The sequence below is a fragment of the Hymenobacter sp. J193 genome (assembly GCF_024700075.1).
Taxonomy (GTDB): domain Bacteria; phylum Bacteroidota; class Bacteroidia; order Cytophagales; family Hymenobacteraceae; genus Hymenobacter.
The window spans coordinates 137303-154179 of sequence record NZ_JAJONE010000004.1 but is presented as its reverse complement, the minus strand read 5'-3'; the positions used below and the strand labels follow the sequence as shown (position 1 = coordinate 154179).

Below are 16877 nucleotides of genomic sequence, written 5' to 3'. Positions count from 1 at the left end.
CACCTTAGGCATTAGGGGCAGCTCATGAACAAACCAATATCAGCGAAAGGTGAACGACAAGCTATCGGTGGCTTTCTCCCGCAGTTTGGAGAGTTTGCCTGGCTAGCCTACCGGCAACTGCTGCACAACTCCCTAGAATGGGTCCGGGTGGCCGACCCAGAGGCCCAGCAGTTGGATGACATTCTCTACGCCACGCCGACGACGGTTTTTGCCTATCAGGTCAAATGGACTATCTCCGGGGCCGCTATCTCGCTAAACGACTTTAGCCAACTGCTGCCTTCGTTGGTGAGCAGCTGGCAGGGACTGCGCACCAAATATCAGTCGGAGCCAAAGCAGGTACTTGCGCACCTGCTCACCAATAAGTGCCTGACCACCAAAGACAGGATTGCGCACAAAAAGGCCGTCGTCGGTTCTACCGCCGCGTTCTTCGCCGAGGCCTGGCAACCCCTGCAAACCCGGCAGCCCGTGCCAGCCAAATGGCAGCCGATAATAACCCGACTCGTCCGGGCCAGCAAAGTCAGCCGGGCAGAATTCGAAGAGTTTGCAGCACATTTTACGTTTGAGCCAGCCTACCAAGCCAAGGATTTCAGCGTCGTGCGAGCTGGGCATAATCAGTTGGACGGCGACCTGAACGATTTCCGCTCCTACCTGCTGGAGAGCGTGGGCCATCCTGACCGGCCGGTGCAGCTAAACCGCAGCCACCTTATCTCGGCACTAGGCTGGCAAGCGCGCTTCGAGACGACATTCACCCACGAACTGTTCGTTGATAAAGCTAGATACCAGCCCATCCGGGGCACCATCGCGCAATTAGAAGCGAAGTTAGCCGCCCATTCTGGAGGTTATCTTTTTTGACTGGTACACCAGGAGCGGGCAAGTCGACACTGCTCACGCAGTGGGCGGATGAACGGCGGGCGCATTTCCCTACAGAGCGCATCATCCGCTACTTCGCCTTTGATTTCACGAATCCGGAGAAGAATTACCAAGCCCGGGGCGATTCCAAAGCTTTTTTCTTCGACCTGGTCTTCCAACTCAAAACCGAGGGCATCTACCCCCGCGATGTGTTGCCCTACCAGGATTTGGATTTTCTGCGCAAGGTATTCTATGAGCAGCTGCGGCTGTTGGGTGAAAACTTTGAACAGGAGGGGCAACGTACCATCCTGTTTATCGATGGGCTCGACCACGTGCCCCGGGAGTACACCGATACCGTGCACAGCTTATTGCGCGAGTTACCCGTACCAGTAGCACTACCCGCTGGGGTATTCATAGTTCTGGGCAGCCAGTCGATTGAGTTAGCGGACATTAGTGAGGAGATTCAGGCGAGTTGGCGGGACGAGGAGCGTGCCGTAACTATCGAGCCGCTGAACCGCCGGGAGGTACTGCGCTTCATTGAAGCGGCAGACCTGCACCCACCCCTAACTCCGGAGCAGCAGCGACTCATCCTCCATAAGTCGCAGGGCCACCCGCTGTACTTGGCTTACCTGTTGGAGAGAATCCGGCAGGCGGCCGACCGGGATACGGCCCTCGTTGGCTTCGGGCGTATCAGCGGCAACATCGAGGTCTACTACCGCAAAATATGGAAGGCTATCAAGCCGAAACCGAAACTGGTGAACCTGCTAGGCCTGCTGGCGCACATCACAGACACTATCAACCTAGATTTTGTACGGGAATGGTCGGTTAAGAAAGAGTTGCTCCAAACGCTGGTCGATAAAACCAAGGTGCTCTTCTACATTGTAGGCGACAGCTGGACCTTTTTCCACAACTCTTTCCGGCAGTTTCTAATCCAGCAGACTGCGTTGGACCCGCTGACGGGCCGACCCGATGCAACGGCGGAAGCCGCTTTTCACCGGCAGCTGGCCACGTATTACGAAGCCTCGGATGTTGAGCCTGACTGGCTGGCCCTGGGCCACTGGTTTCGGGCCGGAGACTTCGCGCAGTTTCAGCGTCTGGCTACTCCTGCCCACTTCGGGGACCAGTTGCTGCGCTTCCGGCCGGTGGCTGACATCCGGCGCGATATCCGGTTGGGCTTGGAGGTTGCCCGACAGACTCAGGACGTGGTGGCCCTGACGCGCTACGTCTTGGTATATGCGGAACTGGAGAGCCGCCTGCGGATGGTAGACCCATCCAATTTTGTTGATGACCTGATACAGCTAGGACAGCTGACCCGCGCCCGGCAATACCTACGCGAGGGCCGCACCCTGAGGGAAAATGATGCCTTCAGCCTATACGCGGCCCAGGTCTTCTACGATGCCGGTGACCAGCCCGAGGCCGCCATGCTGCTGAGTCTGGCCGAGCCTGCGATGGTGCAGGAGGAGGCAATTATCATCGAAAACGGCCACGATGAGGATGTTACCGAACGAACGCTGGCGCGGTGGGTGGAAGTAGCCGTACACTTTCAGGAATTACCCCGGCTGTTAACCCGGCTAAATAACATTCAGGTACTTGATGAAACCGGTCTGCGGCGCTCAGTGGCCGAGTGGACCGTTAATCTGCGGCTTTCTCTGCTGCAGGACTTGGCCACCCGATTGGTCGATGTGCGGCACTGGGAGCAGCTGGAATTGGTGCTGGCCGAGTTCCGCCCACCGCACGAGCGGCAGATGCAGTACTTTTCCGAGGTACTGCAAGCCGCCATTACGCAGTGCTTGGCCGACGGCGACCAGCCCCGGGCCGCTTACTACTTGGCAGTGCTGCTTGCGGAGTTTCCAATTGACCGGATGCGGGGTGCCCCCCGGGTCCACATCGCCGATTTGCTTTATCACGTAAACCGTGACCCAGTCTCGGTCAGCCAATGGCTGACAGGGGTTCCATCGTTCCTTCTGACTGGCCGGGATTTGGATGCTCGGGATACTACGCTGGCGGAATTCTGGCCGTTTATTCTGCTGCAAAAGCTGCGCTGGCTCATTGGGCAAGGGGTATCTATGCTGGTGGCCGTACCGGCCGCTCCTTCCGGGTCAGATGAAGAACCTGTAGTGAATTTCCAGCGACAACTAGCGCTTCTGGCGGAACTCTGGGCCGAAGGACTCGCCGGCCAGCGGATAGCGAAAGGAGGACTGCCACAACGCCTGCGGCCGCTGATGCGAGCCTTTTACGGGCTGGTGCATCACCGGCAGCGCTACGCTTACCGCCTCTTGATTCTGCGCGAGGCCTACTTCGATTTTCTGGTGCAGGTGGTGGCTGTTCACGGCTCGCCCGCGCTGGCTGAGTTGCTGGAGCTAGTAGACCAAGAGGTTGCCGACCGGCCCCAATGGTGGCCAGCGACGGTACAGCGCAGCCTGTTGGTGGCGCTACTGGCGAATGGTCACGACCCGGCTGGGGTCAGCCAACGCCTGGAAGGGCTGGAGGCAACGATGCTCGACGGGCAGGATGTGGATGCCCGGGTCAGAGAATGCCAGGCGCAGGCGCAGGCCTGGGCGGCGGCCGGTAACCCGGCCCGCGCCGAGCACTGGCTACGTCAGACCCTGCAGCAGTCCATCGGCGTCGGCTACCGCAAGGACTATCAACTTAATACCTGGCTAAGTTGGCTGCGACAGGTAAATCAACAGCAGCCCGCGCAGGCGCCCGAGCGACTAGGTTGGTTTCTGGGTCAGTTGCCATTCGTGCGCGATACCACCGAAGGCGGCACGCTCTGGGAAGCGGCGTCCAGCGTGCTGGGGGCCACCCTTGCCTGGAACATGGGCAGCGGCCTCCTACAGCTCAAATGGCAGCTGCAGTACGGCCTGCTGGACTTTGAGGATGGACTCGCCATGTTCATGCTAGCCTATCTTGACCAAGCTGCGACAGCAGCAGAATACGCGGACGGCGTGCGCTTCTATGGGACGGTTGTACTGTGGCATGACCAGGAGGAGCGTTATCGGCTGCTGCGCCGGCTGCTGGAAAAAGGTTACGCGCTGCTGGGTGCTGGCCTGTTTACCGCGCACGTACCGTTTCTGCTCGACAGCATCACGTGCCGCGCCTTATCGGAAACGCGCCGTGGGCTGCTCAAGGAGGTAGAAGATTTCGTGACTGCCAAGGGCCATGCAATAACCGATTACTACCCGGCTTTTGCTTTGCCTGCTCCCACTGGCCAAGACGACAACACGACTTCCTCCAACATGCTCACCGTGCAGCCTAATTACCAAAAGCTGACTGAGGACGAGGTGCTCGCTCGCGTGAGCAGTTACGATGACCTAACGGACCTGCTGGCGCAGGAAGACTACGGTAATTCCTGGTTTGACTGGAGCCCGGTCCTGCACCAGCTAGCACCGATATTGACGACCGAGCAGCTGAGCACAGTAGCCGACCGCCTGCAAAACAGCCATTACCGGGCCGCCGGCTATAGCACGCTCAGTAAGTTGGCCCGGCAGCTTGATAATCACACGCTCGGTTTGCAACTAGCCGAGCGGGCTGTAGCGGCTTCAAGCTCGTCAGGTTGGGTAAAGGGGCATGATGGAGGTAGCCGCCTGCATGCGTTCCAAGTGCTACAGGAATTTGAGCCAGTACAAGGCCGGGAGCGCGCGTTTACCACCTTTACGCAGGATTTGATTGAAGGCAAGTATCCTAGCATCTACATTGAAAGCTTGGACGACATCTTGCCGGTATTACGGACCGACTTTAGCTTGGAAGTAATTTGGGACGAGATATTTGGCTACGTGCAGCGTCTGCTGGGCAACAGTGCGGCTGCTCCTAATCTACCCGACCTGCAAGCCAGCCCCGCAAGCCTGGGCCGAGTGCTAGTGGAACTGCTGACATATCTGGCCGATTCGCCCATGGCGGCCGTAAGCCAGCCCATGCGGCGACAACTCGCGGAACTGGTCGAACGAGGCCACGCAGAGGCGCTGCAGCAGCTGCATCATCTGAGTACGGGCTTGGAGTCGGAAGTCGAACTCTTTTTAGAAGTGTTACTGCGGGTGCCCACGCGGATAGTCGTGACCTATGCGGAGTTTACGCCAGCACTATTAAAGCTGGCGGTAGCCCGCAATTACCAGTTGCGGCAAGCAGCCCGGCGGCTGCTTACAGCCGCAGACACACCCTTACCAGTTATTGCGTCAAAGCCCTTGCCAGCTACTTATCGCTTGCAATTCGCCGAGGCAGCACCAAGCACGATAGGAGGTAAGGATGTCTCTCCGCATCAGTTGGTGAGACCGTACGACGGTACCCTTGCCTGGCTGGCGAGCCGGGCCGGCTTGAAGACAGCCGCCCTGTATCACCGGGCCAGCACCATCATGGCCGAATTGGATGACCCAGCCCGATGGACTGATGAGTATCAAAAAGATTTGAGCGCGCAACTGCGTGCCACCAGGCTGAAATATAAGCTGACTTGGCCCCGAGTAGCAACCGCTCGGCGGGCCCTGCTGCATGTGGTGACGGAGTTGCTAGATGCCGGGGTTCTGCCGCTCGCTGCTGTGGCCGCTGCTGACTTAGCCATGCCCGATTACCAAGCCTATTCATTCTCCGAGGTGGCCAAGCCGCCCTGCGTTCAGTCGCTGCAACGCGAACGTTATGAGCACCTGGCTAAGGAGTGGGTAAGCGAGGTAGCGGCGGCCGAACAGCTTCGCACAACGACCCTGCCAGTCTACCGGCCGGGCTGGCTAGTTATCGGGGAGGACACGCACCTGCATACGTTGGACTGGAATGCCGCTACTGAAGAGTATCAGTGTCAACTGACAGCGGAAGAAGAATCCGATGAGGAGTTGACGAGCCTTGACTTGGTCTTCAACTGTCCAACCGACGCCTACCGTGACCTCCAGCCCAGCTCAGGCGCCCTCATTATTGGCCGGGAGCAGCTCAATTCCCTTACCCAGCAATCGGCTTGGCTAGCCTTTAATCCGGCGCTTGCAAAATCGTTGGGCTGGCAGCCCGCGCCCGGCAAGCTGTTTGGGTGGCAAAACCAAGATGGAGAACTGCTGGTGGAATCCGTTTATTGGATGAGCGGCAACGTGGACATGCCACCTCCGCATACCAACAGTGAAGCAGGGGAGGGATGGCTGGTCGTGGCATCAGCTGAGGCGCTGGCCCAGCTACTTCGTTTTGAGCCGGTGCTACACGTGGAAAAAAGGTTGAAGCGTTCCCGGCGCTATGACCAGGATGCAGAGGAAGAAACAGCTACCAAGCGGTATCCAGCGGACGAAGCGATTGCCGGATAGAGATACTTTTGACCAAGGCTAACTCTGCTGCCTGATGGCGCTACCCCGCATTTTGGCTTATAAAACCTATTAGTTCACTTACCTGCTCAGCTGAACTGTAGGCCATAAAGTCTGCTAAAAAATAGGTTTTATAAGTCCAGAAGGTACTATTGGCATTGCTATCATGTCCATGGACACCTCCTTGCGCTGTTTCGGATGCCGTTGCAGAAGCTGCCGAAAGTCTCTTACGACACTTATAAAATCTATTAATGAGCCATCTGTGAGTTATCAGCGTAGTTTTTAAGTTACCTTTGAGGTATACAGGGATGTTCTAAATAGCAGAAAAAGGTAAAAAATTCTTTAAAAAGTGCAATCCGATTTTGTGCTTGTTTAGACTCCCTTTTTTGTTGTTTTCGTTCGGGTATCGCCCTAAACCACCACTTTATAAGCTTTTGTACTCTAGCTTCAACAAGCTTGTGAGTATTTTAAGTATTTAAGGTATTTGCAGGGCTCGCAACTTTTTGTACCTCAGTATCTTAAGCGGCTTTAGTAATAGGTTTCATAAGCCAACTAATAGGTTTCATAAGCGGGGTAATAGGTTTCATAAGCGGGGTAATAGGTTTCATAAGCCAAATTAATAGCTTTGATAAGCTAACTAATAGAGGTGGAATCCATGGCTATCATTACACCCTATGCTGGCGAACTAATAGATTTTATAAGTCACTGGTGAAACAACGCTCCTGAAGCTCCCTTCTGACCGGCTGCGAACTAATAGCTTTTATAAGTCTAACTAATAGCTTTTATAAGCCTCGCCGAAAACTCGCGACCAGCTAACTAATAGGTTTCATAAGTCTAACTAATAGCTTTTATAAGTCAGCACCACCACAGGCATTCCGGCTGCTCATAGATTCAGGATTTGGCTCTATTAGTTTCCGATTTAAGCCGTATGTTTGCTTGGTATCACCCCAGTAGCTGCGTATGGCCGCGCCCGAATCCACCGTCCCGATAGAAATTCGGCAGCATAACGCGCTGACGACGGCCCGCTACGAGATGAGTGCCTGCGAGATGGACATCGTCTTCTCGCTCCTCTCTAAGCTCACCAAGCAGGACAAGGCCGGCACCATCTACGAAATCCGGGTCCAGGAGCTGATGGAGATGACCGGGCGCACCTGGAACTACAAGCAGCTGCTCGAATCCACTGAGAACCTCAACAGCCGGGTCTATCACATCGAGACCGGCAAAACCCTGCTGCAGGTGAGTCTGCTGGCCTCGGCGCTGTACCGCAAGGGCGAGGGCACCATTGAGCTGGAGATATCCGAGCGCATGCGGCCTTTCCTCATTGACCTGAAGAGCAACTTCACGTCTTACCGCCTGCAGGCTGCCTTTAGCCTGAGCAGCAAGTACGCCAAGCGCATCTACCAGCTGGCCTCGCAGTGGAAGGACATCGGGGAGACTAAGACCTACTCCCTGGATGAGTTCAAGGGCATGCTCAAGCTCAAGGACCCAGCTGGTAAAGAGCCCGAGCAGTACGCCCAGATTTCCTCCTTGCAGAAGTACGTGCTCGACGTGGCCACGACGCAGATAAACGAGCACACCGACTTGCGCATCAAGTACGAGCTCCTGAAAAAGGGTCGCTCCTTCCAAAGCATCAAGTTCTACGTCAACACCCAGGTACCTCAGCAACTGCCTATCCCCTTCGAGCTGGAGGCCGACGACGCCAAGATGCAACTGGCCCGCAAACACCTCGAAACCCTAGGTATTGCCGAACCCAAGCTGGTGCAGGAGATTCTGCAGTCGCCCAAGCACGTGGATGCCTTGTTTGCCTTTATCTACAAGCTGAAGACTGATAAAATCAAGGCTACCAAAAATCCGGGTGGCTTGTTTCTGAAGATGCAAGGCTTGCGCTAGTAGGACAGGGAAGGAGCTTGTATGTTGCCCAACTGTTCAGAGAACGGAACTGGTATCTCATGGTAGCTGAGTGGGGCGGACGCTCGTTGTCCGGCATGCCGTCTTGGCACGGTGGAGCGTCCCGTTTTCCTCAACAATGGAAACCAAGGAGCTAGGGAAGGCTGATTACCTATACAGTCAATGCCACAAACTCGGCCTTGGTCAAAAGTTTAGTACAAAGGCTAACCGGGACAATTAAGGGGTTCCTAACCAAAGCCAACAAAGCGTTTCCTTCTTGCGATGGAAACGCTTTGTTGTTGCCCGTTAGAGCAGTCAGTCGTCAGGATTTGATTCCCGAACTATACGACCGGCATTAGAAGAAATAGGCTTCTCCGTCCGCAGGTACCAACACCTGGTTGGTCATGCCCTTTTCGGCGGCGAAGGCGCGCAACTGCTGGCGCGAGAGCGTGGCGTGGTTGGTGGCTTCCATGTGGGTGGAGACGAGCGTGGCCCGGGGCAGCGCCTGGTGCACTGCGTAGACATCCTCCTGATTCATGACGATGGAGCCGAGTCCGGTGATTTGGTTGTCGCCCGCGTTGAGCACCACCACCTCGGGCTGGTACTGCCGCAGGTTGTTGGCCACGTCCTGGTTCCAGACCGTGTCGCCGGCGATGTAGGGGTTCTTTTAGTAAGTGGACATAATCCTACGCTAAGCGCCGGTTCTTAATGGCCGTAGTCCGGCCAGGAGCCCGGTTTCGTCGGGCAGGAACGAGTAGCGCCCGAGGCGATTGATGTGCCGGTAGCGCGCCGGCGAGAGGAAACGCAGGTCTTCGGCAGCGACTGCTTCCCCTTCACGCCTCAGCTGGGCGACCACTTCCTGCATATACCGGGTATTCCAGACCACGACCAGGTTGGTGAGCAGGTTCAGGCAGCGCACGGTTTCCTGCTGCTGCTCGTCCTGCTGGCGGCGCAGGGCCCCGTCGCCGCCGAACCAGAGCCAGCTGCGCAGCGCGTGCAGCTGCTCGCCTTTGTTGAGCTGGGCGTGGATGCGGCGGCGCAGCGGCTGGCTTTGCAGGTAGCGCAGGATGAAGTTGGTTTTCAGCAGCCGGCCGTATTCCTGCAGCAGTGTGGTGAGCTGGTGCTGCCGGGGGTAGGCCTGCAGCTTGCTGATGAGCAGCGAGGAGGTGACGTAGCCCAACTTCAACGAGGCGGCCACGCGTAGCAGCTCGTCCCAGTGGCGGCGCACGAATTCGGGGTGGAAGCGGGCCGTGAATTTTAGGGAGGGGTAGACCAGGTCGCGGCCCTGGATTTTGCACAGGCGCTGGTCCTTCAAATCGCGCAGCCGGGGCGAGAAGCGCAGGCCCAGCAAATCGAACAGGGCAAAGACCAGGTCGGTGTAGCCGTGCGTGTCGGTGGTGTGCTCGAGCAGGGGCAGCTCCGTTTCGTTGCCCAGCACCTCGTCGAGCACGTAGGTGGCGTCGCGGACGGTGGAGGCAATCGCCCGGCTGCCGAACTGCGAATACTGGTCGGCCGTGTGGGTGTAAAAGGTGAGCCCCTGGCCGTAGCCGTAGTAGCGCGGCAGCGCCCGGGCGGCGCGCACGTGGCCGCGCACGGGAAAGCGCTGCCCATCGGACGAGGAAAGCGTTCCACCGCCCCAGGCCGCGGCCAATGGCTGGCGGTACTGGTAATTGACCAGGCACGTGGTGGCCTGCTTGAGCGCGTCTTCGCGCAGGTAGTTGCTGGCCACCCACCACAGGGCCTGGTAGTCCAGGGCGGTGCTGCGGGCCATGTCCGTGAGCGGGATGTTGCACGCGGCGGCCAGCAGCGCGGCGTAGAGCAGCGCCCGCTGCGCCGCCACCGGCTCGGGGCCCAGGAGTACGCGGGAGAAGCCGGTCCAGGCATCCACTTCGCCCAGCAGCTCGCTCAGTTCCACCAGCGGCAGGCGCTGGCCGACCTGCGCGGCCAATTCCTGGGCGGAGACCGGCACCTCGGCCGCGGCGAGCGGGGTCACCACCAATTCGCCTTGCGCGTTGAGGCGGATGTCGCCGCCTTCCCGTAGAATCTGCTCCATGCGCGGCAGGTGCCCTTCCAACTCGTGCAGGTGGTCGTCCAATTGCTGCACTGGGACGGCGGGCAAGCCCAGCTGGGCGCAGGCGTCGGCCCGCAGCGCGGGCCATTGGTTGAGCGGAATGAGGTAGCTGTCCAGGCTGGCGTGTTTGCGGGAGTGGCGCACGTACACGTCCCCCGAGCGCAACCGCTCGCGCAGGGTGGCCAGCACGCTCAGGGCGTAGGCCGGCACCGAAAGCGGCCCACCCGTCGCGCCCACAAACGCCTGCCAGGCCGGTGCCATAAACGCCCGGGGCGGCTGGGGCGGCAACTGGCGGCGGGTGCCGGTCAGCAAGTCGCGCACCACCAGCAGGGCGGCGAAGAAGTCGTCGCCGGTGAAGGCGTTCTCCCAGTCCAGGTCGGCCAGCAGCGGGGCCGAAAAGCGCTTGATGGCCGCGTAATGGGCTTCGAGAAACTCCAGGTAGGAGCGCTTGGCGGGCTGCGTCAGGGCCTGGGCGGTGGCCAGGGCCTGCTGCAGTTCGGCCCGGGGGACGCGGGCGTAAATCTGCGCCCGCAGGTCTTCCCCGGGCACGTGCGCTTCGTCGAGCAGCAGGCCCACGGCGTGGCCCAGCGTGGCCAGCACCTGGTCTTTGGCGCGGGCCGTGGCGCGCTGGTACTCCTCCATTTCCCGGCGCGCCCGCGCCAGGGCCGTTTCCCAGTATTCGTCCGCCATCTTCAGCACCAGGTCGGTGAGTTCGAGCAGCATCTCGCGGCCAAAAGCCAGCAGCAGCGGGTAGCGCTTGGCCGGGGCCAGGCGCTGCAGCGCCTGGTTGCTGCGGTGGCGGGCCAGGCCCGCCAACCGCTTTTGCCGGTTCGGGTGCAGGGCCGCCAGGTTCCACTCGCCCGCCCCCAGCGCCCGCAAAAAGCGCAGCTTGTCCAGCGTGGCGCGGATGGTGGCCGGCGTGCTGCGGGTGGGCGGCTGCAGGAGCCAGCCGTGGCGGGTGCGCCGCTCCGGGTCCTCCACCACGAGCAGGGCATCGAGCTGCGCCTCCACGGTGGGCGTGAGCACCGGGGCCAGCCGACGGTACGTTTCCGTGTGCGCTTGCTCCACGAGCGAGCCAATCAGGCGCTCCAGCTCCACTACGGACGGGCGCACCAACTGCTGCTGGCGCAGTCGTTGGCAGGCCAGTTCCAGCAGCACCCGCTCCTGGTCGTGCGCAAGCGCCTGCTCCAGCAGCCACGCTTCCAGCACCGGCGTATCGAGCAGTGGCTGCCAGCGCCGCCAGCCCAGGTGCCCGAGTACCTGTTGAAAGTGTTCGTACACGGTGGCCTCGCGCTGGCCGTAGGCGGAAAATACGCCGGCATCCACAGCCAGTTGTACCGCCACAAAGTCGAGTAGGACGGCGGGCACCTGCGTCCACCAGCGCTCGGGCAAGTGGGCGAACACGCGCAGCACGACCAACTGCACGGCGCACCCGAGCCGGTTGACGTCCCGGCGTTGCCCGCGTAGCAGGTGCTGGTCGGCCTCCGACAGCTGGCCGTGCTGGCGCAACGCGCCTTCCGGCACGGAGGAGGGCAACTGCTGGTAGCGGAGGCGCTCGGCCTCGGAGAGAAAGGTAGCGGGCATGGGGCGGCAAAAAGGTGTCTCGCGAAACGGCCGTTTTAGCGGCCCACCCGCTTCGGCTTTCTGACGAGTCGAAAAGCTACCAAAGATTGTCTCATTTCCTGTTCTCACCAATCAACGGCTCGCTATCTTCGCCCCCATTGACTTCTTGAGAATAATGGCGATGATTTTCGGCTATGCCCGCGTGAGTACCTCCGACCAGCACCTACACCTGCAGACCGATGCCTTGCAGGCCTACGGCTGCGTGGAGGTGGCCCAGGAGAAAGTGTCCTCGGTGAAAGAACGCCCGGCCCTGCAGCACCTGCTGACCCGGCTGCGGCCCGGCGATACGCTCGTGGTCTGGAAACTCGACCGGCTGGGCCGCTCGCTCAAGGACCTGGTCGCGTTGGTGACCGGGTTTCAGGACCAGGGGGTGCACTTCGTCAGCCTGCAGGACCACCTGGACACGACCACGGCCCAGGGCCGGCTCATGTTTAACCTGTTTGCCTCGCTGGCCGAGTTTGAGCGCGACATCATCCGCGAACGAACCAAGGCGGGACTGACGGCGGCCCGCGCCCGCGGCCGGCAGGGCGGCCGGCCCAAGGGGCTGTCGAAGGAGGCCCTCTCCAAAGCCCAGGCGGCGAAGACCCTCTACCTGCAGCAGGACAAGACCGTAGCCGAAATCGGCCAGCTCCTCGGCGTGGGCCGCGCCACCATTTACCGTTACCTCGCCCACTTGGGGGTCCCCACGGGGCAGTTACCACCCGTGTCTGGCAATTAATTGCTTCCCCTGGCTCATGGAAGGTGCCGAGGTGCAACTAGCCAGCTGCGCGAGGTATCTGATTCTCTAGAAACTCACTTTTTCCTTATGCTACCGCTTCGTTACCTGCCACTCATTACCCTACTCGGGTTGTTTAGTCTGCCAGGAAAGGCGCAATCGCGGGTCAAAAAGTATGTGCAAGCGCACGTGGCCCCTATTGTTTCCATTCAGCCCGACTACAACGACAACGCGGATTTAGCCGTGGTAGGACAGGCCATCGGCGAGGCCCGCATTGTGATGCTGGGGGAGCAGGACCATGGAGATGGCGCGACCTTCTTGGCCAAAAGTCGGCTGGTGCGCTACCTGCATGAGCAGAAGGCCTTCACGGTACTCGCCTTTGAGGGCGACCTGTTTGCGCTAAATCACGGCTGGGAGCAGGTAGCCACGGCGGCTGACCGGCAGGCAGCCTTTTTGCACACCACTATTCACCCCTACTGGGCTGGCTGCCAGCAATGTGACCATTTGTTGTACGAGTACGTGCCCCATACTACGCGCAGCGCACGTCCCCTGCGTATCACCGGCTTTGACAATCAACTCTACTCGGACTACAGTCGACAACAGTTTCCAACTTATTTCCACACTTACTTAGTGCACCACCGCTTGCCCTTTCTGCAGACCACCACTTACCGGCATTTCTTTCGGCCCTTTTTAGACACGCTGCTGGTGTCCAGCAATTTCATCACCGGGAAGCTGGATTTGGATAATCCAGATAAGGCACGGGCTATTAAGGCTATTAAGGATAAAAGAGGCAAATTAAGGCGTTTTGAAACGTGTCTGGATACCCTCACGGCGCAATTGCCAGTGACCGACGGCACGCCCGCCGAAGCGTTTAACCGGCTGCTCCTGCGCAATCTTTATGCCCTTGCGCAGGAAAGCGCGGTGTACACGGAGGACCGCACGGCCACCTACAATGTGCGCGATGCCCAGATGGCCGCGAACCTAGACTGGTTAGCCAATACGCAGTTCAAGAACGAAAAAATCATCGTGTGGGCCGCCAGTGCCCACCTAGTGAAAGGCCGGGGGAGCGACTACTTGGTGCAGTCTCGGTTCACCCCCGCTGAGCAAGCGCAACTGCGCGCCGATAACGAGGCGTTGCATCCCATGGGACAGGTATTCATGGACCTCCCGCACAATCGTCAGCAAACGTATATCGTCGGCTTTATCTCTCGTATGGGCAGCAGCCAGCGCACGGTTGCCGCAACGGCTACTGCGCTAAGCCCACCTGTTAAAAACAGTTTGGAAAGCTGGCTACCTGCTAACCTGGCCTATGGCTTCCTGGATTTCCAACCGTTACGGGCGCAACTCGTGGGCCAACCGCCCGAGTATTTTGCCATGCAAGGCATCCGGCACCAAACGCAGTATGCGAATTGGCCCAATTTCTTCGATGGTATTTTCTACGTGCAGACAATGACCCCCTGCACTAAAACAAATTTTACGCCCAGTAAATGAATGCCAACTGCTGAGCTTACCTGGCTTAGCGTAGAATTATGTCCACTTGCTAAAAGAACCCCATGTAGAGCGTCTTCTCCTCGGGATGCGTAAACACCACGCCGGAAACCTGCCCGAGCATTTCCCCCGCAACCGCCATGACGGCGTCGCTGCCGTGCTGGCCCGGCGTCTGGGTCAGCGAAACGCCGTTGAAAGTAGCGCCCTGAATCAGGCGCACATCGGTGAAGCCCTGCGAGCGAATCAGCGCCTGGTCCTGGGCGTGCTGGGTGAAGACGGGCAGGTGCTTGGGCAACTGGGCACTGGCGGCCTCGTCCCAGTGGTCGAAGTGGGTGTGGGTGACCACCACGGCGTCGACCTGCGTGTAGTCCTGCACCGGGCCGGGCAAGCCAACGGTGGGGTTGCTCAGGTGGCTGTTGGGGGTGCCGGGCAGCCCGGGGAAGACGCCCTGGTCGGCGAACATGGGGTCAATGAGAAATTTAACGCCGGCGTAGTCCAGGCGAAGCGTTGAGTGGCGAACCAGTTGAAGCTGCATGAGAAGTGGGGTAAAGTGAAAAATTCAGGACTGTTTGGTCCAGTAAAAGGCAAAAAAAAGAGCTACCTGTCCAGACAGGTAAAGAGGAGCTGCTGCGCGTCGTCCAGCTGCTGGCGGCGATAACCCGCCCGGGCCATGACCTGCAAGCCGGGGAAAGCCAACACCAGGAGCCGGGCCAGCTCCCGGGCCGGGCGCGGGCTGGCCACCGAGCCATCCTGCTGGCCACGTTCAATCGCTTGGGTCAATACTTCCTCCATCTGCTGCAAGTCCTCGACCACTCGTTGCCGCACCGCGGGGTCGTGCGGGGCCAGTTCCACCGCTTGGTTGATGCTCATGCAGCCCAGCAAGGGTTCGTTTGAATTGACGTCGGCAAACAGCGAGTGGAAAAAGGTCTCGATGGCCCGGCGGGCGGGCTGCTGCTGCAGCACCCGGTGTGCGTCGCGGGCCCGGGCCTGCCGGTAGGCGTCAAAAGCCGCAAGGAACAAGTCGCGCTTGCCCCCAAAGGTGGCGTAGAGGCTGCTTTTGCTCAGGCCCGTGGCGGCCAGCAAATCGGTCAGGGAAGTCGCCTCGTAGCCCTTGCGCCAGAACGCCCGCATGGCCTGGTGCAGCGCTTCCGTGGTATCAAATTCCTGGGGACGTGACATTAGCTGGTGAGGTGAGCAAAGCGGGCTGGACTGACTTTGGGCCGGCAAGTTACGATTAAGAACCGTTCGGTCCAAAACTTAGTTCCGACAGGCGATTAAGGGAGCAACACGTTGCCGGTTGCGTCTAGCCCGCACAGAAGCCCCCACTCGTTTAACTCGTATGATTGCGATGCCTTTCGGTGAAGGGCAGCTGGCGCAGGAAGCAGGGTCACCACGTTTAACCAAACGCGCGGCTGCGGCCTTGACGTTGCTACAAAGAAAGCGTGCCCTGCTTCCGTTTTGCCTGAAGACTGCACAGTATGGAGGGAACCTAAGCCGCGTGCGGGTATCCCGTATTTGTACGAGACAAGTTGTGGCAAAACCCTGGCCGGCTGATGGTTTAATCTGCTTACTGCTTGCCCAATGCCCTCCGCAAAACCCCTGATTCCCCCGCTCAAGTACGTTGTCGGAATCGACATTGCCAAGAGCTCCTTTGTCGCCTGCTTTGGCCAGGTGGACGGCCACCAGCAGTTGCTCTTTGGCAAGGAAACTACCTTTGAAAACACGCTGGGCGGCTTTGCCAGCCTGCTCAGCTGGGTGGCCCGGCAGCAAGCGGTTGCCGTTCCGCTGTGGTTTGTGGTCGAAGCCACCGGCGTCTACTACGAGGAGCTAGCGTACTTTTTAGCCGATCAGCAGCAGCTACTCAGCGTGCTGTTGCCCAATAAGGTGAAGCATTTTGCCCGCAGCACGGAACTCAAAAGCAAGACCGACCAGCTGGACGCGCGCTTGCTCTGCCGGTTGGGTCTGGAGCGGGCGCTGCCTGCCTGGCAGCCGCCCACGCCGGCGCTGCGGCAGCTGCGGGCCCTGGCCCGCGAGCGGCAGGTGCTGACCAAGCAAGGGGCGCAGCTCAAAGCCCGCGTACATGCTTACCAGCATAGCTACCAGCCCGATAGCCGAACATTGGCACGCCTGGCGGCCCAGCAGCAACTTATCCTGCAGCAGTTGGCAGCGCTGGACCAGGACCTGACGGAACTGCTGGCGGCCGAGCCGGAGCTGGCGCGCAAGTTGACGCAGTTGACGAGCATTCCCGGCATTGGGCTGACGACAGCCATCATCGTGGTAGCCGAAACCAGCGGCTTTGCCCTGGTCGAGAATGAGCGTCAACTCGCTTCCTATGCCGGCCTGGACGTGGTGCAGCGGCAAAGCGGCCTCTCGGCGCATGCCACCCGCATTTCCAAGCGCGGCAACACGCGCCTGCGCACGGCGCTCTATTTGCCCGCGCTCAGCAGCCTGCGCCATAACCCGCGGCAAATCGCCTTTTATGCCCGTTTGCGTACGCGTCACCCCAGCGGCAAGCCGGGCGTCATTGCTGTCATGCGCAAACTGCTCGTGCTCTGCTACTCGCTCTGGAAAAACGATCAAGCGTATAATCCCGACTATCCCACGGCCCACCAGAGCAGACATGAAATAGCCCCGGCCACAGAAGTGAGCCGAGGCTACACAGGATGAACGCGCACGCCCTCCTTGAGGAAGTCGAAGATAAATAAATGCGGCCTAGCCCTTGCTTGCCATCACAGTATCTTTTGTACCAAACTTTTAACCAAGGCCAAACTCAGCGAGGATGAGCTCATAAAGAGTGGGTACCATGCCAGGGGCTCTGGTTTCGCTGGCGTTCGGCCCTGTCGTCGGGACGCGATGAGACAACAGACTCGGCCACAAGCAGGCAGCAAACGTCAACTACATACTTAAAAGCCGTGCTGTTTTGCCGGAAACCAGCTTTCCGGCAAAATACCAACTGGACGGTTTCGCAGGGGCTATC

At 59.4% G+C, this 16877-nt stretch carries 10 protein-coding genes; 6 read left to right on the top strand and 4 right to left on the bottom strand.

Going from position 1 to position 16877, the window contains the following annotated elements; translation table 11 throughout:
• The first annotated feature begins 24 nt into the window (after positions 1–24).
• The 3 genes from LRS06_RS23250 (at position 25) to LRS06_RS23240 (ending at position 8006) form a co-directional block, all read left to right on the top strand.
• Positions 25–852 carry a hypothetical protein gene (locus LRS06_RS23250; RefSeq protein ID WP_257873648.1) on the top strand — a complete coding sequence of 276 codons (828 nt, stop codon included), beginning with the start codon at positions 25–27 and terminating at the stop codon, positions 850–852.
• Positions 849–6119 (top strand): hypothetical protein, encoded by a 5271-nt coding sequence (locus LRS06_RS23245; RefSeq protein ID WP_257873647.1) that lies wholly within the window; start codon positions 849–851, stop codon positions 6117–6119. Before LRS06_RS23250 ends, LRS06_RS23245 begins: the two co-directional genes overlap by 4 nt.
• 957 nt (positions 6120–7076) lie before the next feature.
• The gene (locus tag LRS06_RS23240; RefSeq protein ID WP_187317300.1) at positions 7077–8006 is read left to right on the top strand and encodes a replication initiation protein; all 930 of its coding nucleotides are present in this window, start codon (positions 7077–7079) and stop codon (positions 8004–8006) included.
• A 352-nt stretch (positions 8007–8358) separates the two neighbouring features.
• Here the strand turns inward: LRS06_RS23240 and LRS06_RS23235 are convergent, their stop codons facing one another.
• Complete coding sequence (locus tag LRS06_RS23235) at positions 8359–8628, bottom strand: hypothetical protein (protein ID WP_257873646.1); 270 nt, start codon at positions 8626–8628, stop codon at positions 8359–8361.
• A gap of 66 nt (positions 8629–8694) precedes the next feature.
• Positions 8695–11658 carry a Tn3 family transposase gene (locus LRS06_RS23230; RefSeq protein WP_257873702.1) on the bottom strand — a complete coding sequence of 988 codons (2964 nt, stop codon included), beginning with the start codon at positions 11656–11658 and terminating at the stop codon, positions 8695–8697.
• Between the two features lie 154 nt (positions 11659–11812).
• On the opposite strand from LRS06_RS23230, the gene LRS06_RS23225 reads away from it, so the two are divergent.
• Positions 11813–12415: a recombinase family protein gene (locus LRS06_RS23225; protein WP_374679463.1), complete on the top strand. Its 603-nt coding sequence runs from the start codon at positions 11813–11815 to the stop codon at positions 12413–12415.
• Positions 12416–12601: 186 nt separating this feature from the next.
• Complete coding sequence (locus tag LRS06_RS23220) at positions 12602–13903, top strand: erythromycin esterase family protein (RefSeq protein WP_257873701.1); 1302 nt, start codon at positions 12602–12604, stop codon at positions 13901–13903.
• 49 nt (positions 13904–13952) lie between these two features.
• Here LRS06_RS23220 and LRS06_RS23215 read toward each other — a convergent pair whose 3' ends face one another.
• Together LRS06_RS23215 and LRS06_RS23210 are read right to left on the bottom strand one after the other, a co-directional pair.
• On the bottom strand, positions 13953–14435 hold the full coding sequence (locus tag LRS06_RS23215; protein ID WP_257873642.1) for an MBL fold metallo-hydrolase: 483 nt from the start codon (positions 14433–14435) through the stop codon (positions 13953–13955).
• A 62-nt stretch (positions 14436–14497) separates the two neighbouring features.
• Positions 14498–15079, bottom strand: coding sequence for a TetR/AcrR family transcriptional regulator (locus LRS06_RS23210; protein ID WP_187317302.1), 582 nt, complete (start codon positions 15077–15079; stop codon positions 14498–14500).
• A 402-nt stretch (positions 15080–15481) separates the two neighbouring features.
• Here LRS06_RS23210 and LRS06_RS23205 point away from each other — a divergent pair, with 402 nt between their 5' ends.
• A complete protein-coding gene (locus LRS06_RS23205; RefSeq protein WP_257873641.1) occupies positions 15482–16567 on the top strand; it encodes an IS110 family transposase in 1086 nt (361 codons plus the stop codon).
• The last annotated feature ends 310 nt before the right edge of the window (positions 16568–16877 follow it).